We start from the raw sequence: 21,666 nt of genomic DNA, 5'->3' as shown, positions 1-21,666 counted from the left end.
GGTGAGGTTATGGCTAAATTTGAAGATAAAAAGCAATTAAAGTGTTCATTTTGTGGTAAAAATCAAGATCAAGTAAAAAGATTAATTGCTGGGCCTGGAGTATATATTTGTGATGAATGTATAGATTTATGCTCAGATATAATTCAAGATGAATTTGAAGATAATGTAGAGTTAGATACTACAGCTCTTCCTAAACCAAATGAAATAAAAGAATATTTAGATCAATATGTTATTGGGCAAGATAGAGCAAAAAAAGCACTATCTGTAGCAGTTTATAACCATTATAAAAGAGTAAAAGCAAATACGTATGATGATGATATAGAACTTCAAAAAAGTAATATATTATTATTAGGACCTACTGGTTCAGGTAAAACACTTTTAGCTCAAACATTAGCAAAATTTTTAAATGTTCCATTTGCAATAGCAGATGCTACTACATTAACTGAAGCAGGATATGTAGGAGAAGATGTAGAAAACATTTTATTAAAATTAATACAAAATGCTGATTATGATGTTGAAAAAGCTGAAAAAGGTATAGTATATATTGATGAAATTGATAAGATTGCTAGAAAATCTGAAAACCCATCCATAACTAGAGATGTATCTGGTGAAGGGGTTCAACAAGCATTATTAAAAATATTAGAGGGAACAACAGCTTCTGTTCCACCTCAAGGTGGAAGAAAGCATCCGCATCAAGAATTTATCCAAATTAACACATCAAATATTTTATTTATTTGTGGTGGAGCTTTTGATGGAATTGATAAAATCATTCAAAAAAGAACAAGAGTTAGCACTATGGGATTTGGAGCTGAAATACAATCAAAAGAAGCAAAAGATGTTGGAGAGTTATTAAAAAATGTTCTTCCAGAGGACTTGTTGAAGTTTGGTTTAATCCCTGAATTTGTAGGAAGATTACCAATGGTAGTTTCTCTAGAATCATTAGATCAAAATGCATTAATTAATATTTTAAGTCAACCTAAAAATGCATTAGTAAAACAATATAGTAAATTGTTTGAATTAGATAATGTAGAGTTAGAATTTACTGAAGATGCACTTAAAGCTATTGCAGATGAAGCTATAGCAAGAAAAACAGGTGCTAGAGGATTAAGAGCAATTGTTGAAGATATAATGATTGATGTAATGTTTGATGTACCATCAGACGAAAATATAAGTAAGGTTGTTATAACTGAGGATTCAATTAAATCTAAGAAGTTACCAGAATTAATTAGACTTGGTGAAAATGAAGTTAGACCTGTTTTAAAAACTAAAAAAGCTAAAAAAAGAAAAGGCATGGAAACTGCTTAAAAAAATCACCTCTAGATTTCTAGAGGTGATTTTTTTTATTTTTGAACGATACCCTTAATATAGAAAAAATAATATTTATTGCTACATATTATGGAATAATAGAACAGTTATAGGTTAATAATACAAAGAGAGTTTAGAAAAAAAGGGAGGATATAAATTCATGAGTGAGATAATGATTATTTTACAAACTATAATGATGGTTCTATTTATCATATACTTATTTAATAGCAATAAAGCTACTCGTTCTAGAACTGTTGTAGTTGATAAAGAAAATAAAAAAGAAATGGAAAAACTTTTGAAAATGAGAAGGATAAAGCTTTCAGAACCTTTGACTGAGAAAAGTAGACCAACTTCATTTGATGATATTATTGGTCAGAAAGATGGGATTAAAGCTTTGAAAGCAGCCATATGTGGTCCTAACCCTCAACATGTTATTATTTATGGACCGCCCGGAATAGGTAAGACTGCTGCTGCAAGATTAGTACTGGAAGAAGCCAAGAGAAAGGAAAAATCACCATTTAAAGAAAATGCTAAATTTGTGGAGATTGATGCTACCACAATTAGATTTGATGAGCGTGGAATTGCAGATCCTCTAATAGGATCAGTGCATGATCCTATTTACCAAGGGGCAGGTGCTTTGGGAGTGGCTGGAATACCTCAACCTAAACCAGGCGCAGTTACAAAAGCTCATGGAGGAATATTATTTATTGATGAAATTGGTGAGTTGCAACCTATTGAAATGAATAAACTACTAAAGGTTTTAGAGGATAGAAAGGTATTTTTAGATAGCTCCTACTATAGTTCTGAAGATCCTAATATGCCGACTTATATTAAAGAAATATTTGATAATGGATTACCAGCTGATTTTAGGTTGATTGGGGCAACAACACGTAGTCCAGATGAAATAATTCCGGCTATTAGATCAAGATGTGTTGAAGTGTTTTTTAGAGGCTTGCAACCAAATGAAATAAGGGAAATTGCCCAAAAAGCAATTAGTAAAGTTGGGTTAAATACTTCTGATAAGGGATTAAATCTTATAAGTAGATTTTGTAACAATGGAAGAGAAGTAGTTAATTTAATTCAATTGTGTTCAGGAATTGCTATTAATGAAGAAAGAGATTATATTACTGAGGATGATATTAAGTGGGTAATAGAAAATGGTCAATATACAGAAATACAAGAAAAGAAAATTTCAGATAGACCAGAAGTTGGTGTGGTGAATGGGTTAGCTGTACATGGAGCTAATATTGGAATGCTTATGGAAATAGAAGCAACGGCAAAGAAGATAGAAGGTAGGGCAGGGGAGTTAAAGATTTCAGGTATTATTGAAGAAGAAGAAATTACTATGAGTAATAGGAAAGTAAAAAGAAAAAGCACCGCATTTTCTTCAATACAAAATGTATTAACCGCTTTAAATAATATATATGATTTAAAATGTGATAAGTATGATATACATATTAATATTCCAGGAGGTATACCGGTAGATGGACCATCAGCAGGTATAGCAATTGCTACTGCTGTATATAGTGCTATATTAGAATTACCTATAGATAATAAAGTTGCGATGACAGGAGAAATTAGTCTTTTAGGTACGGTTAATCCTATAGGTGGTGTTAATGCAAAAATATTAGCAGCTCAAAAAGCAGGGGCAAATAGAGTTATAATACCAGCTGATAACTGGAATGAATCATTTTTGAATTATGAAGGAATTGATGTGATTAAAGTTTCTAATATAAAAGAGGTATTAGACGTGTGTATATTAAATAATGATAAAACAAAAATTGATATTCTTTCAGCAAAGGCAAAGGAGTTATAAAGAGTTAAATGACAAATGCTGATTATAGGTATTTGTCATTTGTTTTTCTTATTTAAACCTTCACGGTAATAAATTAATATGAGAATTAGTATAAAGTTGAAAAAAAATAGTTTTACGTGTATAATTTAAAAGTTAGATATTTTATTTATGATGATTAGAATGGAGGGGGAAAATGAATACTGATTCTATTTTATTACCGTTAATACCTCTTAGAGGTATTACTATTTTTCCCAATATGATTATACATTTTGATATTGGAAGAGAAAGGTCTATTGCAGCTCTTGAAGAAGCAATGTTAAATGAAAGCAAAATCTTCTTAGTTACACAAAAAGACCCTGAAGTAGAAATTCCAGAAAGTAAAGACGATATGTATAGTATAGGAACTATATGTAAAATTAAACAAATACTTAAGTTGCCAAAAGGAACTACAAGGGTTTTAGTTGAAGGGCTTGAAAGGGCTACACTATTAGAGTTTGAAGAAAAGGAAAAATTCTTACAAGCTAAAATTGAAAAAATAGTAGAAGAAGCAACTGAAGTTGAAAGTAATGAAGATATAGCTTTCAGAAATCAGTTAGGAAAAGCCTTTGCAGAGTACATTTACTCAACAGAAGGTGATGATAGTAAAGTACTTAAAATGATGGAGCAAGAGAAGAATTTAAGTAAGATTACTGATTTAATAGCCGCTTATATTCAATTAGATGATAAAAAGAAGCAATCAATATTAGAAACTATAGATGTTTATGAAAGAATAGAAAAGTTACTTGTGTTTATTGATGAAGAAATTCAAATAGTTGAAATTGAAAAAGAAATAGGCAATAAAGTTAAGAGTAAGATTGATAAGAGTAATAGGGAATATTTCTTAAGAGAACAAATTAAAGCTATTCAAGATGAACTAGGAGAAGATGAAGAGTCAAAAGAAATAAACAAATATACGCAGCAATTAAAAAAGCTTAAACTTTCTAAAGAAGTAAAAGAAAAGGCGGAATATGAATTATCGAGATTAAAAACATCAAATTCAAGTGAGGCTAACAATATAAGGAATTATCTTGATTGGCTAGTAGCAATTCCTTGGAATAAAGCTACGAAAGATTCATTTGATATTAAAAAAGCTGAAGAAATTTTAGATAATGAGCATTACGGTTTAGATGAAGTTAAAGAAAGAATTTTAGAATATTTAGCAGTAAAGAAATATACAAAGTCTTTAAAGGGCCCTATACTTTGCTTAGTAGGACCTCCTGGAGTTGGTAAAAGTTCAATAGCTGAATCTGTGGCTAAATCATTAAATAGGAAGTTTGTTAGGATTTCATTAGGTGGTATTCGTGATGAAGCTGAAATTCGTGGGCATAGAAGAACATATATTGGTGCTATGCCAGGAAGACTTATTTTTGCTTTAAAAGAAGCTAAGGTTAATAATCCACTAATACTATTAGATGAAATAGATAAGTTAAGTAATGATTATAAGGGAAATCCTGCTGATGCTTTATTGGAAGTATTAGATCCAAAACAGAATAAAACATTTAGAGATAGCTATATGGAAGTTGAAACTGATTTATCTAATGTAATGTTTATAACAACAGCAAATTCATTGGATACTATTCCACATGCTCTTTTAGATAGAATGGAAATAATACAGGTTTCAGGATATACTTATGATGAAAAATTTAATATTGCAAAGAATTACTTGGTAAAAAGGTTAATGGATGAATGTAATGTTGAAAATAATGCAATAAAGATATCAGATAACGCAATTAAAGAAATTATTAATGGTTATACTAGAGAATCTGGAGTTAGATCTTTAGAAAGACAAATTAATAAGGTTGTTAGAAAAAGTATTACTGAGTTAATAAAAACAAATAAAAAGAGTATTATTGTTTCTTCAAGTAAGTTAGAAAAGTATTTAGGACCAGTAGTTTTTGAGTATGATAAAGAAGAAAAAGAAGATAAGGTTGGAGTTGTTACCGGGTTAGCATGGACTGCATATGGAGGAGATACATTACCAGTTGAAGTTGCAGTAATGAAGGGAAGCGGTAAGTTAGAATTAACAGGACAATTAGGATCTGTTATGCAAGAATCTGCAAAGGCAGCATATAGTTACGTTAGAGCTAATGTTGATAAGTATGATATTCCAGCAGAATTTTATAAAAAGAATGATATTCACATTCATGTTCCAGAAGGTGCGGTACCAAAGGATGGCCCATCTGCAGGAGTGACAATGGTTACTGCTTTAGTATCTGCATTATCTAAGAAAAAAGTTAAAGGTAGTGTAGCTATGACTGGAGAAGTAACATTAACAGGAAGAGTATTACCTATTGGTGGAGTTAAAGAAAAATGTTTAGCAGCACATAGAATAGGAATAGAGACTGTTATTTTACCAAAAGATAATAAAAAGAATGTAAAAGAAATACCATCTTCAATTAAGGGGAAATTAAATTTAATTTTTGCTGACAAGGTTGAGGATGTATTACAAAATGCATTAATCGGAGTTGATGATAATGATAATTAAAAATTCAGAATTTATTATATCTGCTGTTAAAAGGAATCAATATCCTATAGATGGTAGAAATGAAATTGCCTTTGTTGGAAGATCTAACGTAGGTAAAAGTTCAATAATAAATGCCTTAACAAATAGAAGAAAACTTGCTAAAGTTTCACAAACGCCTGGTAAGACAAGATTAATTAATTTTTTCTTAATAAATAATGATTTTTACTTAGTTGATTTACCGGGATATGGATATGCTAAAGTTTCTAAAAAGGAAAAAGAAAGTTGGGGTAAAACTATTGAAATGTACCTAACTGATAGAGAAGAATTAAAAAGAGTAATTTTACTTGTTGATTCAAGGCATAAACCAACAGCTGATGATATCATGATGTATGAGTGGATAAAGCACTTTGATTATGATTGCATTGTAATTGCAACAAAAAGTGATAAATTATCTAATAATGAATTAGGTAAGAGTAAAAAAATAATAAAAGAAACACTTGGACTTGGAAGTACTGATAAATTTTATTTCTTCTCTTCATTAAATAAAAAGGGAAAAGATGAGTTAATAAATAATATTTTTGAAGATTTATCAGAAGAGGCAAAGTCAGTTTAATAAAAAAGCTACCTGTGAAAGGGTAGTTTTTTTATTGGAGAAAAAGATAAAAAAATTATTGGATGGGAAGGGAAAATAGTGTCAAATGAAAATAAAGAGAATAGTATATAGTATAAAAACAAAAAAATAAATCATTAGGAGGAATGTAAAGATGCCTAGTATGCATGATATGATTGATGAATTGAATGACATGGATTGTCCTAGTTTTTCTGCATCAGAACCTGTTGGAAATAATTTTTTAACTACTGGTTGTGGTTTTGGTAGCTGGATTTGGATATTATTAATTTTATTCTATGCTGGACAAGGTGGAACTGCTAATACAGGATGCTGCTGTGGAAATACAGCTTCAAATAATTGCTGTTGTAATAATTCTTATAATAATGCTTATAATAATGGATCATTCTGTGGTGGAGGATATTTATTCTTACTTGTAATATTATTCTTATGCAATGGTACTTTTGGTTGTGGAAATAATGGATTTAATACAAACTGCAATGGATCTCTACTATAACTTAGTAGGAAGGAGGAATAATTATGTCAAAGAAGAGAAATAAGAAATGTTGTTGTCAAGAATGTTGTGAACCTTGTTGCTGCAATAATGCTACAGCTAACAATTATGGATCATGCTGTGGAAATGTTTTTGGTGGATTAAATAATTGTGTAGCACCAATTATATTTTTATTAATTGCTTGTGGATCAGGACTTCTTAATAATAATTGCTCATATTTAATAATCTTATTATTCTTACTATGTGGTGGATCTTATGGAAATCTATTTGGAGGAAATACCGTAGGAAGCAATTGCTGCTGTGAAAGTGACTGCTGCTGCTAGTTAAGAGGATGGAGGGTCTTTATGACCCTCCAAAAAAATATCCTTTTTTATAAACATATACAGTTTAATTACATATAATGGAGTAAAGAAATAATTTGGAGGTACTTATATGTCCAAGCGTAAGCATAAAAATAGAAGCGATACTAGACGTGAAGGTACAAGTGATAATAGAAATAATGCTAACGTAAATGCCAATACTAATAGTAGACCAACATATAATAATGGACCATTTGGTATAAACCCTAATCAATTATTAAGTAGTATGTTTGGAAATATTGATATGAATCAAATAAATAGTTTATTACAATCAATGAATACACAAGGATTTGATTTTAATAATTTAAACTTGGGAAATTTAATGGGGAATATAAACAATATGGGAAATGAATCAAATATAAGAAATAATTCAAATGATAACAATCAATATTCTTCAAATAATGAGAATGTTAATACTATAGATGATGATTTAAACTTTACTACAAATGAAAGTTTTGCTGGTAAAGGAGAAAGAAATGATGAGAATATTCAAATGCTTAGAGCTATTAGAAGTATTGTAGGTGGCGAGAGAGGTAGATTCATCGATAGGGTAATTACTATGTATAACGATGGTATATTTGATGAGTAATAAAATTTTAAAGGTGTATAAAATTGAGTAAAAGGTTAATACTATTAATGTACCGGAGAGTATTCTCCTATAGCGAATGAAGAGAAATCTTCATTAAGCTAAACCCCCCCATCCCCCTTTTAGGCCGCTTTTTTTAGCGGCCTTTTATATTACTTTTTTATTATGGAAGATATTTTAAATTGATTTGATTCATCTATTTCTGCAGTAACATATAAGAGGAGTTCTTTTGGTTTTGAATCAGAGCTAGTAAAATTGATTTTCTCGAAAGATAGTATCCAACATAATGAAGATGTATTACCAAATTCATTCCAAGTAGTATCATAACAATAAGCTTTTTGAAATGAATATCTATAATTACTTTTATCTAAATTCCATAATAGTCCTAATTGATCACTTTCTATTGTAGAGGTAAATATATCTGGAGCATCATCGAGCTCATAATCAGCCTCAACACAATCTATTAATAATTGAATAGAATTAAGTGAAGGTATCTTTGGTGAACTAAAACTAATATCTTTCAGTGTGGTAGAATTTAAAATATAGCCTTCTGTAGCTTCATCACCCTTAGAAGAAGATGTTGTATAAATTTTAGGGGTTTTCGAATTGTTAAAGTCTAAAATAGATAATATATTATTTTGAGTAAAAAATACTTCTTGAAAGCTATTATTTTCCCATTTAAAAATATAAAAAGTTGATTTGTTGTTTTTTAATCCACTTATTATTATTTCGGGAATCTTATTTCTATTCAAATCTATGTATGAAATTTTTATAGCGCAAGATGGAGAAATATCAAGTAAAGAATAGTCAAATTCGTTACTTTTTAATAATGTTTCTCCCAGAGAGTTTTTAATTTTTATTGAATAAGTTGAATTGGTAGAGATAATGGATAACTCATCATTTTCGCCATCGCCATCAAAATCATATTCCTGATTATTTTTATTGCTATTATATGCATTTGATAGAGTTTGTGAATTTCTCATGTATGTATTTAAATATAATCCTAAAATGATTACAAAAAAAATTAATGGTATTAATTTTAAAAAGTTCTTTTTTTGTAAATTAAAATTAAACATAGCATCACCTCAGTAAAGTATATGTGATTGCTATACAATAAATAACTTTAAGCAAGAAAAAAAGTCAGTAGAATACTACTGACAATCTTTACATAATCCATAGAAGAAAAGTTTGTTCCATTTTACATTATAGTGAGTATTTTCTTCAACCATTTTATTTAATGGTGAAAAATCTATGTCGCATAAATCATCAACTTTACCACATTGAATACATTGTATGTGACCATGTTCACTACAGTTTCCATCATATCTAAAGTTTCCTTCACCAACATTTAATTCTTGAACCAATCCTATTTCAACTAAGGTTTTTAGAGTTTTGTAAACGGTAGCAAGACTCATTGTTGGATAGTTAGGTTGTAATGCTTTATAAATTGTTTCGGCTGAAGGGTGTTCACTTGTGCTTTTTAAATATTGATAAACAGCTAATCTTTGGGGCGTTAATTTTAATTTCTTTTCTTTAAATGTTAAAATTATATCATCCATTAATGACACCTTCCTATATTTATTTAATATAATTATATAAGAAAATATTATTCTTTGTCAATAATATTTATTAATTAATAAAGTGGTATAAATAAAATAATATTGTAAATATATACATATTGTGATATTTTATAAGAAGAATTAATTTGCACATATAAAAGATGTAAATTGCATAATATAAAGTTTAGTATTATGTTTAAATTAAGGAGGAGAATTTTTATGGCAAAATATAAAGTAGGCGATGAATTATTAATAATTAATGATCCTAGCGAAGAAAATGAAAAATTAAAATCTTTAACTAAATTAACTCTTGACGGGGATTATGCACAAATATCATGGGGATTAAAAATAGTTAATGTTGAGTATGAAAAACCTTATGTTACATTAACTTATACTAATGTTGATGGTGAATTAAATAAAGTTTTTGCTGAATGTAAAGATATTGAGAACTTTGATCAACAAAAGGTTTTAGAAAAAGCTTTATTAAAAGCATTCCAAAATGAAATAATTAAAATTTCTGTAGTTAAGAACTCAGCATTAAAGAGATAGAAAAAAAGAAATAGTAAAAAAGAACTAATTTTGATGAGAAATTAGTTCTTTTTTTATTGAAATATTATAAAAATATTGATTTAATGAGAAATTATGTTATATTATATATAAATAGTATAAAATAGTGAGATATCAAATTAATATTTATCGAAAGTAAAATTTTTGTAAAATGTCATAAAAATATGTAGAAGTGTTTATTTATTGATAAAAATCATATATAATAAGTATGTGATTTCGTTTACAAGTAAGTGGGGGTATGGGTTATGAGTAAATGTCCATTTTGGTCAAGCAGAAGGGAAAAAGTTAGTTGTAGTAATGAGTGTCCAATGAGTCCAGCTCTAAATAACAATGAAATTTGCCCTTTTATTGAACATTTAGCAGAGGAAAAGGTTGTTTTTAAGGATATACTTGATGAGGATTTTGCATATTCTCAAAATACTAAGCTAGAATATATGATACCTTCTTATATAGGGTATAAAGATGAATAAATAAGAGTCACTGAGTGTTTTCTCGGTGACTCTTTTAATTTACTTAGATTTTTCAATTAATAACTCTTGTTTTAAATTCCAAAGTTTAGGTGAAAGGTCCACGTAGTAAGTATGAGGATTTTCGAATCTTAAAATTTCAGGCCATAACTTTGAAGTTTCTTGTTTTGAAAACTTTTTAATATCAAGTACAGAAGGTGAAGTATACACTTGATTACCATTATCAAAGATTTTAACTAATAAATCTTTTGCATAGAAATTAGTAACTTTCTTTCTTTTCCAAGTATGAACAGGATCGAAAATTTCTAATTCAGAACTTTCATCGATTACTTCATCATTTAAGGCAATAACATCAGCAATAGCTACATCTGTAGTCTTATCAAATAATCTAAATATTTTTTTGAAGCCAGGGTTAGTTATTTTTTCACTATTTTCACTAATTTTTATTTTAGGAATCACGGTAGAATCTTTTTCTACAGCAACTAGTTTATATACGCCTCCAAATACAGGTTCTGATTTAGCTGTTATTAATCTTTCACCAACCCCAAATGAATCTATACAAGCTCCTTGAGCTAACACATCTCTTATTATGTGTTCATCAAGTGAGTTAGAAACTATTATCTTACAATCTGGATAACCTGCAGCATCTAAAGTTTTTCTACATTTTTTAGTTAAGTAAGTTATATCTCCAGAATCTATTCTTATTCCTGTAGGTCTTTTCCCAAGAGGGGCTAATACTTCATCAAATACTTTAATAGCATTTGGCAAGCCAGATTTTAGAACATTATAAGTATCAATAAGTAAAGAACAATTATCAGGATAAGTTTCTGCCCATGATTTAAATGCTTCATATTCAGTATCGAATAATTGAACCCAGCTGTGCGCCATTGTTCCAACTGCAGGAATATTAAAATATTTATCAGCAATTGTACAAGCTGTAGAATCACATCCACCTATTATAGAAGCTCTTGCACCGTAAATAGCACCGTCATAGCCTTGAGCTCGTCTAGAACCAAATTCCATAACAGTTCTACCATCAGCAGCTCTACAAATTCTATTAGCTTTAGTAGCAATTAAAGTTTGATGATTAATTGTTAAAAGAATCATAGTTTCAATAAATTGAGCTTGAACAACAGGTCCTCTAACAGTTACTAAAGGTTGATTAGGGAATACAGGATTTCCTTCAGGAATAGCCCATACATCACAAGTAAACTTAAAATTTCTTAAGTAATCTAAAAATTCCTCAGAGAAAAGATTTTTTTCTTCTAAATATTTTATATCACTTTCTGTAAAAGAAAGGTTATTTAAATATTCAATAAGCTGATCTACACCAGCCATTATACAATATCCACCGCCATCAGGAACTCTTCTAAAATACATATCAAAATAAGCTATTCTATCTTGAACACCCTTATTAAAGTAGCCATTAGCCATTGTTAATTCATAAAAATCTACTAACATAGTAAGATTTCTTTCATTGGTAACATCAAATCTCATTAAATTTTCCATATTTATCTCCTTTATTGAAAAATACCTAAAGTTATTGTACAACTATATATAAATTATTACAATATAGTTATTTATATAATAATTATGGAGATAATTAAAATAAATAACTTAAAGGAGAACATATGAAGATATTATTAGACAGTTATCAGGTGAAAGCTATTAATATAAAAGATAAGAACACTTTAGTAGTAGCAGCTCCAGGTAGTGGTAAGACTACAGTAATAATTAATAGAGTTAATTATTTAATTGAAGAAAGAAAGGTAAAGATAGGGAACATAATTGTTATTACTTTTACACGTGCTGCTGCAGAAAATATGAAAACAAGGTATAAGAATAATTTCAATAAAAATGTGGCTCCGTTTTTTGGAACATTTCATGGATTGTTTTATAAAATTTTATTAAGGGAAGGTTATGAAATAAATATAATTGACAATGGGAAAGGACATGGAATTGTAAAGAGTGTATTAGGAAAGTATTTTGATGATGTTAATGATGATAAAATACGAGAGGTTTTAAATAATATTTCTCTTTTTAAAACTTCTTTAGGCGATATAGAAAACTTTAAGCCTTCAATTTCTATGGAAATATTTAAAGAATGCTATGAACATTATGAAGAATATAAAACTAAAGAGAAGTTATGGGACTTTGATGATTTATCTATTAGGGTATTATATTTGTTTAAAAATAACAAAAATATTTTAAGTAAATATAAAGAGATATTTAAGTATGTATTAGTCGACGAATTTCAAGATTGTGATGAACTTCAAATAGAATTTATTAAGATGATAAATCCTCAAAATGAATTATTTGCCGTAGGTGATGAAGATCAATGTATTTATTCATTTAGAGGCTCAAAGCCAGAGTATATGATAAATTTTTCAAAGTCATTTAAAGATGGTAAGAAGGTATATTTATCAACAAATTACAGAAGTAAAAAAAATATTGTAGATATATCTAAGAAATTAATTGCTAATAATTTAGGTAGAAATAATAAGGAAATAATTTCTTATGAAAGTGATAAGGGAGTTGTTAAGTTATTTAAGCCTTATAATGAATTTGCTCAAGGAGAAGAAATAGCAAATATTATAAAAAGTTTTGTTGGAGAAAATTACAGTAATAATGCAGTGCTTTATAGAACAAATATGGAAGCAAGAAGTTTAGTTGATACTTTTACTAGAAGAAAAATACCTTTTGTTTTATTAGATAAAGGATATAATTTCTTTGAACATTTTATATGTAAGGATATAATAAATTATTTAACTTTATCTATAGATCAATTTAATAAAGAAGCTTTTAATTCAATTATTAATAAGCCATTTAGATATGTAAGTAAAAGTAATTTGAGTTATGTTTCTTCATATAGGGAGCATAGAAATGTTTTTGATATTTTAATTAATAAAAATGATATACCTCCATTTCAAGCAAAGAAACTTGATGAGTTAAAGAAGGAAATTATATATCTTAATAAAATTTCATTAGGTAGTGCAATTCAATATATAATATCTTCACTTGGATATATTGATTATTTAAGAGAATATGCTAATAAATTTAATCAAAATTTTAGTGATTTAGAAGATGTATTAGAAGAATTAAAAGGTGCAGCAGAAGGTTTTAAAACTATTGTTGAATTTTTGGCTCATGTAGAAAATGTTAAGGAAGAAATAGAAAAGAGTAAGGTAGTTCAAGATGGGGTTATTTTGAGTACAATCCATGGCGTAAAAGGAATGGAATTTAAAAATGTATTTATTATAGATTGTAATGAAGAAACTATTCCACATAAGTCATCAATGGAAGATAACTTAGAAGAGGAAAGAAGACTTTTTTATGTTGCAATTACTAGAGCTATTAAAAATTTATATGTCTTTTCACCTAAGACTATAAGAGGTAAGTTTAGTGATATGTCTAGATTTATTTTAGAGAGTGGATTAGAAGAGGAAAGTAGCGTTGTAGATTATGGTATTAAAACTGGAGATAGTGTTTATCATAGACAATATGGAGATGGTAAGGTTAAGTCTATAGAAGGTGATAAAATAACTTTAGATTTTAAAGAAGAAATTTTAAGAACATTTTCTCTACGAGTATTAATGGAAAATAATTTGATTATATTAATTAAGTAACTTTATTTAATTAATATTTATTATTCTGGTAATAATATTAAATGATACAGGAAAATCTTTTACTAGAAGGTAGGAGTAGCTATGGAAAAATATATAAAAATTCTTAAACTATTGATATTTACATGTACTTTGTTTATAGGGATAAACCTATGTCAGCTTTATCCTGAAGCATATTCACCTGAAGAAGGGCAAAAAATAGAAGCATTTATAGATAAAAATGAAGATTTACTTAGCAGTGAAGAAAAAGATAATTTAAGTGAAATAATAAATAAATTAAATAAATATGTTGTATTATCACAAGAAGAAAGAGAATATATTAGGGAATGTGAATTAAATGTGATAAGAAAAAAGCTAGGCGATGCACAATTTGAGGAGTATAAAAAGTTAATTGAAAAGAGAGCATCAGGTGCAGAATTCCAACAACCTGAAAGATTTAGATTATATGAACTGGAGAAAATGTTAAGATAGTATTAAAAAATCTATAAATTATTAAACTAATTGAATAAAAGAAATACATAATATATAATTAATTCAATAGGCTTATATTTCAAATATAAGCCTGTAAATTTTTTGGGGAGAAGTTTATAATGAAAAATTTTAATTTAGAAGCACATAATATTAAAGAAGAATTAAAAGAAATAAGAAGAACTCTTCATCAATATCCAGAATTAGGGTTTGAGGAGACTAATACTTCAAGATATATAAAAGAGTTTTTAATCAAAGAGGGAATTGAATTTAAGGAGTTTGCAAAAACTGGAGTTTGTGGAATTATCAATGGAACTAAAGAAGGAAATAAAAAAGTTATTGCTTTAAGAGCAGATATTGATGGACTACCAATGCAAGATAAAAAGAGTTGTCAGTATGCTTCTAAGGTTAAAGGAAAAATGCATGCTTGTGGTCATGATGGACATACAACAATTCTTCTAGGGGTTGCTAAGATATTAAATAAGTATAAAGCTGAGTTTAGTGGAACAGTAAAACTTATTTTTGAACCAGCAGAAGAAACTACTGGTGGAGCAAAGGTAATGATAGAAGAAGGAGTACTTGAAAATCCTAAAGTTGATGTGATGTGTGGACTACATGTTGAAGAAACTATTGATTGTGGAACTATTATGGTTAAAAAGGGGACAGTAAATGCAGCTTCAAATCCATTTAGTATAACTATTAAAGGGGCTGGAGGGCATGGAGCTTATCCAGATACTGCAATCGATCCAATAGTTATAGCAAGTCATGTTGTTACTTCGCTTCAAGGTATAGTAAGTAGGGAGATAAAACCAGTTAATCCAGCTGTAGTTACAATTGGTAGTATTCATGGTGGGACTGCTCAAAACATTATTCCAAGTGAAGTGAAATTGGCTGGTATTATTAGAACTATGACTATGGAAGATAGAGAGTTTGCAAAAAGAAGGTTAAAAGAAATTGTAAATGGTGTTTGTGCAACTTTTAGAGGAAGTGCAGAAATTGAGATTGAAGAATCTTATCCATGTTTATATAATGATGATGACATGGTGGAATTATTAGAAAAAAGCGCTAAGGAAGTAATTGGTGAAGAAAATGTTAAGTTGCAAAAGAATCCTAAATTAGGTGTTGAAAGTTTTGCATACTTTGCAAACGAAGTACCTTCAGTATTTTATTTCTTAGGAATAAGAAATGAGAAGAAAGGAATAATTTATCCAGCACATAATAGTTTATTTGATATAGATGAGGATGCATTGCCAATTGGAGTGGCAATTCAATGTGAAATTGCGGTAAATTATTTGACAAGATAAGAAAATAATATTAATCTATTAAAATGGATAAAATGACAAAAAAATAGACTGTTTATAGTTATGTTAAATAATTGTAAACAGTCATACAATATAGGAGTTGGTTTTTTGAAAATTGAAATAGGAACAAATGAAGCAGGGCAAAGATTGGATAAGTTTTTAAGAAAGTATTTAAAGGATGTTCCATTAAGTGCTATTTTTAAAGCTTTAAGAAAGGGTGACATTAGAGTTAATGGAGTAAAGAAAAAAGAAAATTATCCATTAGAATTTGGGGATGTAATTGAAATTAGATATTTACAAAGTAAGCAAGAGAAAAAAGAAGATACATTTATTAAAGTAAATTCAAGCGGACTTATGATTACATATGAAGACGAGAACATTTTAATTGTTGAAAAATGGCCTGGGGTTTTAGTACATCCAGATCAAAAGGGAGCAGAACCTTCACTTACAGATTATGTATTGTCTTATTTAAATGGAAAAGGTGATTACTTACCAGAAAAAGAAAAAACATTTACACCGGCTCCATGCAATAGATTAGATAGAAATACTTCAGGAGTAGTTATTTTTGGAAAGAATTTTGAGTCATTAAGAACTATGAACGAAATGATTAGAGAAGGTAATGTTAAGAAGTATTATAATGCGTTAGTAAAAGGTAAAATAAAAGATGGAGTATACAAAGGATATATTTCAAAAGATGAAAATGAAAATATATCTAAGGTATATGATGAAAAGAGACCTAACACTAAGGAAATTGCTATGGAAGTAAAGACAGTTCAAACTAATGGAGCATATTCATTACTAGAAATTGACCTTATTACAGGTAGAAGCCATCAAATTAGAGCACATTTAAGTCATTTAGGAAATCCTATCATAGGTGACTTTAAGTATGGAGATAAAAAGTTAAATTCATTCTTTGATAATAAGTTTGGATTAAATTATCAATTCCTTTATGCTTATAAGCTTATTTTTAAGGGCGCTAATGGGAAACTTGAGTATTTAAAGAATAAAACAATAGCAGAAGCGCTTCCGCCAATGTTTAAAAAGATTAAGAAGGATGTATTTAAATTTACTATATAAGATCATAAAAGGGGAAAGTTATGGAAGAGAAATCAGTGGGTCGTAGTTTTCTTATATTATCTATAGCGGGGATACTTGTAAAAGTAATGTCAGCAGCATATATTCCATTGTTAAGAGCTATAATTGGTACAACAGGAATAGGAATATATAATGCAAGTTACAGTTATTTTGTTTTTATATTAGCTATTACAAGCTTAGGAGCACAACCAGCAGTTGCAAAGGTTGTATCGGAATTAAGGGCTTTAGGACATGAAGAAGATGCATTAAGGGCAATGAAATTAGCAAGAAGGTATTTAGCGATTATCGGTGCTATTATTACAATTGCATTTATGATGCTTATCGGACCGATTGCTAAAATAACTAAATGGGAAACAGCAACACTTTCTTTAATGTTTCTAGCTCCAACAGTATTTTTTAGCTGTTTATTAGCTACATATAGAGGATACCTTCAAGGTATAGAGGAAATGAAGACTCTAGCTATTTCGCAAGTTATAGAGCAGCTTGTTAACGTAGTTTTAAGTTTAATATTTGCTTTTGTGCTTGTAGGAATAAGCATAGAATGGGGAAGTGCTGGAGGTACTGTAGGTACAACTATAGGTGCAATTGTAGCACTTATATTTATCTTAATAATATATGATAGAAATAGATTAGAAGAAAGAGCAGAAGAAGAAAATAAAGCAGAAAAACATATTAGTGATAAAATGATACTAAAAAAACTTGTTAAGTATGGAGTGCCGATAATAATGGTAGCTGCATTACAAAATTCAAGTGGTATGATTGATACTATAAATGTAAAGGGAAGACTTCTTGCAGCTGGTTTTAATGATAATAGAGCAACTGAGTTATATGGAATACTAGGATGTTATAATACATTGCTTTATGTACCGTTATCAATAGTAACAGCATTAAGTTCAGCAATTTTTCCAAGAATAATAAATGCATTTACAACAAAGAAAAAGAAAGAGTTAAAATCACATATAGCATATAGCTTTAGATTAACTTATTTAATAACAATACCAGCAGCAGTTGGTTTATCTATGCTAAGTAAAGAAGTATATATTATGATTTATGGTAGTACAGAGGGATATCAATTATTGATGTATGGTTCTGTTGTGTTGATTTTTATGTCACTTTCAGCTATACAAAATACTATTCTTCAAGGAATAAATAAATTATATTTAGTATTAAGCACTGCTTTTTTAAGTATTATAATAAAATTTGTTATTAACTATTTTTTAGTTGGAATAAAGGATATTAATATATTAGGAGCTGTATTTGCAAGTTTCTTTGCTTTTTTAGTTCCTGTAATAATAAATCATAATAGATTAAGAAGAATATTTAAAATGAGAATACCTATAGTTAAAATGGCTTTAGTACCATTATTAGCTTCGTGTGTTATGGCATTAAGTATCTCATTATGTAAAATTCCAATAAATAGATTTATGAATATAGTACAAGGTGGAAGGGCTATAACGTCAATAGTAGCTTTAATGTTAATTGCTATAGGTGGAGCTGTATACTTTGTAGCTATGATTTTCCTTGGTGGTATAAAGAAGAAAGATTTAGATATGATTTCACCTAAGTTATTTACTTTATTACCAAGATTTTTAAGAAAGAATATGTAAATAATATAAATATAAATATAAATATAAATGGTCTGTTACGTTAAGTAACAGACCATTTATATTTATATATTGTTAGCAACTATAAATTGATGTTTTCCACGTTTTTTTGCTTCATACATTGCATGATCAGCACTTTCAATTAAATCAGACATAGTAGTACAGCTTGTTATATTCATTGTTATTATACCAATAGAGCATGATAATAGTTTTTCGTTGGGGATAGTGATATCTTTCATCAAGATTTTTGATATTCTATCACTAAAGCCAATATATTTTTCTAAAGAATTATATATGTTATTTGCCACTGATAAAATTTCTTCATTAGAATAATCTTGTAGTAAAAGTAAAAATTCATCTCCACCGTATCTAATAGGTGAATTATGTTTAGGCGTTACAGAGTTGAGTATTTCTGCAAACCAAATTAATACTTGATCCCCAATTTTATGTCCAAAAGAATCATTGTAGTATTTAAAGTTATCCAAGTCGATATAAAATAATGTTACAGTATTTGAATCATTAGGATTATAATCTAATAAGTTTGAAAGTCTATTATAAAATCCTTGTCTATTACAAATTCCAGTTAGCATATCTGTATAAGCACTTTGTAATAATTTTTGTTGTCCTTCAATTCTTCGAATAGTTTCAAATAACTGTTTAGTTGTTAAGTTTATTAAGCGTAAAAATTCATTGTTAAGTGTAATTTCATTATTAATCATTTCTCCAGAGGATTTAGTTAAGCATAAATAAGAGGCTTTTAATTTATTATCCTTCAAAATAGGAATAAAAATAAATGAATGTATATTTGAGTTTATTAGTAATTCAATTTTGTTAATAAAAGACTTTAATTTATTTGTCAATGACGTTGAATGATTAGGATAAACAAAACCTTGTTTATAATCTGATAATAGTGAAATAAGTTTTGGTAATTTATTATTTATATTATCGTCATTACTTGAAGAATAAATTAAATCTATAGTTGAATTTTCGTGTAATAACATAAACGAATAATCTAATGCAAATCTACTTTCAATTAAGGACATAGAACTTGATAAAACTTTATCTAAATCATCTAAAGAAGATAAGTTCTCTTGGAAAAGATTTAAAAAGTTTATTTCATCTACTTTTGAATTTAATTCATTTAAAGATGCTTGTTGTTTAGCAGCTTCTACTACCCAATTCATTGATGATGGATCATGAGGTATTTGAATTGGATTAGGATCATTACCTTCAAGAATAGAAAGATAGTAGTTAAAATTATTTTCTCTACAGTATCTTATTCCATATTCTTTATACTTATTAGCTTCATTAAAATTACCTAATTCAGTTAATAAAGAATAGTATTCATAATTAAATTTAGGTAATAAACATTTTAAAGATCCTTCAAGTAAACCAAGATAATAGTTAGCTTTTTCAAAGAATGATTTAGCTTCTATCAATTTATTTTCTGTTTTTAGTAAAAGACCTTGTAAAAAATTTGATAAAAAGAATTCATCATCATCATCTTTAAAGAATTTAATTGTAGCATCTTTACATTGAGTCTTCATGTTTGATAAAAATGAATACGCTTTATAGTAATTTCCTAAGTAAAAATTATTTAATCCTACAATTCCATATAATCTAGTTAATGTAGTCAAACGTAATCTATCTACTTTTAATACGTTTAATATTGATAAACAAATGTTAAAGCAGTCATTTGCTTTTGTATATTGATTAGAAAGAAGAAAATTAAATCCTTTATTAAAAATAGTCATACATATTTCATCAAAATTCCAATTATATCTCAAATTTAATAATGCCAAATCGTAATAAGAGTTAGCTGTTATATAATCTTCATTTGTTAAATAATAATATCCTATACCATTATAAGTTTGAGCTAGTCTAAAATAATCTTTCATTTCCAATAATAAAACTTCAACTTTTTTATAATAAGTTATACTTATATTATAAAAACCTCTTACAGCGTAAACTAAAGCAGTTTTTAGATAAGAAGATAATATACAATTTTGATTATCTAATTCAAGTGCTAAGCGTCTCCCTTCGTTAGAATATGATATCTTTTTATCTTCAGGACCTGAATATTCAATTTCATAGTAGGAATGAGTTAAAAAATATGCAAGCATATTTTTTCGCTTATATTTTTTTGCAAGATAAATAAATTCATTAGCAAAATTAAATTTATTTAAATTTGTTCTATATTTAGCAAATTCATTAATCCAAAATATTAAAGAATAGGAATTAAAAATAAGCTCTTCGTTATTTAGTTTTTTTGAAAGTGTATAACTTTGTTTTGATAATGTTTCGGCTAAAGAAAATTTTTTCTTTAATATATTAATCATAGAAAGCTTTTGAATTGCTATGAGTCTAAAATAGTCATTTCCATTTTCTAATGAAACATTTGAGAGTAATTCGTAATATTTTAAGCTTTCATCATAATTTTCTAATAAGCAATATGTATTTCCTAATTTCAATAAAGTTAGGTATAATTCCTCTAAAGTGTGTTTTGAATTATTTTCTTTTATTAAATCATAATTTATTTTATAAAAATTTAGAGCTTCCTCTAAAGCAAAAAAATTATAGTAATTATCGCCGTTAAATAAATTATCACTATTATTTAAATTTATATAATTATTATCAGAGCTTTGAGTTTTATTTATTAAAATTTTATTAGAAAACTCAAGTAATAAGCCGTCTAATTCTAATAATTGAATTAAGTCGTCAAAATTGCTTTGAAAATTTTCGTTATAATAATGGTAATCATTTAGTGTAAGTATTATCTTAAAGTTATTATTGGAAGAACTAGTAAATAACCATTTGAGCCAGTTTATGGTAGATATAGGTGCATAATTTATATTTTCTAAAGTAATAAGTAGTGTTTTTTTCTTACCATAATAATTAAAAAAATTTAAAAACTCTGTGAAAAATCTCGATTTTTCATATGCGTAGTCAAAGGGTAAAATTTCTTCTATTCTATTTGCTTTACCATTAAAAATAAAACTTTTGAATAATTCTTTATGTGCCGGATATACAGATAATTCATTCATTAAATAATCTAAGTCTTTTTTGGTATTCGTAAAGTTTTTTATTAGTGAACAAAATGGTGAATACGGTTCCAAAGTGGGGTAGAACTTATAGTCTGTATAAAAAGTATTATATTCTGAATTTGAAGATTTATTTAAATAATTTAAGTTTGAATCGAAGGATTGTCCATTTTTTTTAATTAAAAAAATACTTGCTTCATTTCTTTCAATTTCTTTTAAAATAGATGAATAGCGACCAATATCTATATTTAGCATAATAACCTCTCAATAAA

General features: G+C 27.8%; 18 protein-coding genes. 14 read left to right on the top strand and 4 right to left on the bottom strand.

Annotated elements, in window-relative coordinates; translation table 11 throughout:
• Positions 1 to 9 precede the first annotated feature (9 nt).
• The 7 genes from clpX to ABUA17_RS03400 all read left to right on the top strand — a co-directional run bounded on the left by clpX (position 10) and on the right by ABUA17_RS03400 (position 7,672).
• A complete protein-coding gene (clpX, locus tag ABUA17_RS03430; protein WP_042396251.1) occupies positions 10 to 1,305 on the top strand; it encodes an ATP-dependent protease ATP-binding subunit ClpX in 1,296 nt (431 codons plus the stop codon).
• Between the two features lie 160 nt (positions 1,306 to 1,465).
• A complete protein-coding gene (lonB, locus tag ABUA17_RS03425; RefSeq protein WP_042396249.1) occupies positions 1,466 to 3,121 on the top strand; it encodes an ATP-dependent protease LonB in 1,656 nt (551 codons plus the stop codon).
• A 172-nt stretch (positions 3,122 to 3,293) separates the two neighbouring features.
• Complete coding sequence (lon, locus tag ABUA17_RS03420; protein WP_055291221.1) at positions 3,294 to 5,624, top strand: endopeptidase La; 2,331 nt, start codon at positions 3,294 to 3,296, stop codon at positions 5,622 to 5,624.
• Positions 5,614 to 6,216, top strand: a complete 603-nt coding sequence (yihA, locus tag ABUA17_RS03415) for a ribosome biogenesis GTP-binding protein YihA/YsxC (RefSeq protein ID WP_042396246.1) — start codon at positions 5,614 to 5,616, stop codon at positions 6,214 to 6,216. Before lon ends, yihA begins: the two co-directional genes overlap by 11 nt.
• Before the next feature lie 151 nt (positions 6,217 to 6,367).
• Complete coding sequence (locus tag ABUA17_RS03410) at positions 6,368 to 6,727, top strand: hypothetical protein (protein ID WP_052330613.1); 360 nt, start codon at positions 6,368 to 6,370, stop codon at positions 6,725 to 6,727.
• Between the two features lie 23 nt (positions 6,728 to 6,750).
• Positions 6,751 to 7,047 carry a hypothetical protein gene (locus tag ABUA17_RS03405; protein WP_042396244.1) on the top strand — a complete coding sequence of 99 codons (297 nt, stop codon included), beginning with the start codon at positions 6,751 to 6,753 and terminating at the stop codon, positions 7,045 to 7,047.
• A gap of 109 nt (positions 7,048 to 7,156) precedes the next feature.
• On the top strand, positions 7,157 to 7,672 hold the full coding sequence (locus tag ABUA17_RS03400; protein WP_042396243.1) for a hypothetical protein: 516 nt from the start codon (positions 7,157 to 7,159) through the stop codon (positions 7,670 to 7,672).
• A 149-nt stretch (positions 7,673 to 7,821) separates the two neighbouring features.
• Here ABUA17_RS03400 and ABUA17_RS03395 read toward each other — a convergent pair whose 3' ends face one another.
• Together ABUA17_RS03395 and perR are read right to left on the bottom strand one after the other, a co-directional pair.
• The gene (locus ABUA17_RS03395) at positions 7,822 to 8,745 is read right to left on the bottom strand and encodes a hypothetical protein (RefSeq protein WP_042396241.1); all 924 of its coding nucleotides are present in this window, start codon (positions 8,743 to 8,745) and stop codon (positions 7,822 to 7,824) included.
• A 75-nt stretch (positions 8,746 to 8,820) separates the two neighbouring features.
• Positions 8,821 to 9,228 (bottom strand): transcriptional regulator PerR, encoded by a 408-nt coding sequence (gene perR, locus ABUA17_RS03390; protein WP_042396239.1) that lies wholly within the window; start codon positions 9,226 to 9,228, stop codon positions 8,821 to 8,823.
• Between the two features lie 219 nt (positions 9,229 to 9,447).
• Here perR and ABUA17_RS03385 point away from each other — a divergent pair, with 219 nt between their 5' ends.
• Positions 9,448 to 9,777 (top strand): hypothetical protein, encoded by a 330-nt coding sequence (locus ABUA17_RS03385; RefSeq protein WP_042396237.1) that lies wholly within the window; start codon positions 9,448 to 9,450, stop codon positions 9,775 to 9,777.
• Between the two features lie 263 nt (positions 9,778 to 10,040).
• On the top strand, positions 10,041 to 10,265 hold the full coding sequence (locus ABUA17_RS03380) for a hypothetical protein (protein WP_042396235.1): 225 nt from the start codon (positions 10,041 to 10,043) through the stop codon (positions 10,263 to 10,265).
• 39 nt (positions 10,266 to 10,304) lie between these two features.
• Here the strand turns inward: ABUA17_RS03380 and ABUA17_RS03375 are convergent, their stop codons facing one another.
• Entirely contained in the window at positions 10,305 to 11,771 is a 1,467-nt protein-coding gene (locus ABUA17_RS03375; RefSeq protein ID WP_042396228.1) for a nicotinate phosphoribosyltransferase, read from the bottom strand.
• Between the two features lie 122 nt (positions 11,772 to 11,893).
• On the opposite strand from ABUA17_RS03375, the gene ABUA17_RS03370 reads away from it, so the two are divergent.
• The 5 genes from ABUA17_RS03370 (at position 11,894) to ABUA17_RS03350 (ending at position 18,356) form a co-directional block, all read left to right on the top strand.
• The gene (locus tag ABUA17_RS03370; RefSeq protein WP_042396225.1) at positions 11,894 to 13,888 is read left to right on the top strand and encodes an ATP-dependent helicase; all 1,995 of its coding nucleotides are present in this window, start codon (positions 11,894 to 11,896) and stop codon (positions 13,886 to 13,888) included.
• An 81-nt stretch (positions 13,889 to 13,969) separates the two neighbouring features.
• The gene (locus tag ABUA17_RS03365; protein WP_042396224.1) at positions 13,970 to 14,356 is read left to right on the top strand and encodes a hypothetical protein; all 387 of its coding nucleotides are present in this window, start codon (positions 13,970 to 13,972) and stop codon (positions 14,354 to 14,356) included.
• A gap of 119 nt (positions 14,357 to 14,475) precedes the next feature.
• A complete protein-coding gene (locus ABUA17_RS03360) occupies positions 14,476 to 15,657 on the top strand; it encodes a M20 metallopeptidase family protein (protein WP_154821204.1) in 1,182 nt (393 codons plus the stop codon).
• Between the two features lie 105 nt (positions 15,658 to 15,762).
• The gene (locus ABUA17_RS03355; protein WP_042396219.1) at positions 15,763 to 16,731 is read left to right on the top strand and encodes an RluA family pseudouridine synthase; all 969 of its coding nucleotides are present in this window, start codon (positions 15,763 to 15,765) and stop codon (positions 16,729 to 16,731) included.
• Positions 16,732 to 16,751: 20 nt separating this feature from the next.
• Entirely contained in the window at positions 16,752 to 18,356 is a 1,605-nt protein-coding gene (locus ABUA17_RS03350) for a putative polysaccharide biosynthesis protein (RefSeq protein WP_042396217.1), read from the top strand.
• Between the two features lie 62 nt (positions 18,357 to 18,418).
• Here ABUA17_RS03350 and ABUA17_RS03345 read toward each other — a convergent pair whose 3' ends face one another.
• A complete protein-coding gene (locus ABUA17_RS03345) occupies positions 18,419 to 21,649 on the bottom strand; it encodes a GGDEF domain-containing protein (RefSeq protein WP_195951231.1) in 3,231 nt (1,076 codons plus the stop codon).
• Positions 21,650 to 21,666 lie beyond the last annotated feature (17 nt).

Source organism: Clostridium sp. RTP31139st1_H3_RTP31139_211217 (assembly GCF_040227035.1).
GTDB lineage: Bacteria > Bacillota > Clostridia > Clostridiales > Clostridiaceae > Clostridium > Clostridium saudiense.
The sequence above is the reverse complement of the archived record's forward strand: the minus strand, read 5'-3'. Positions and strand labels throughout refer to the sequence as shown.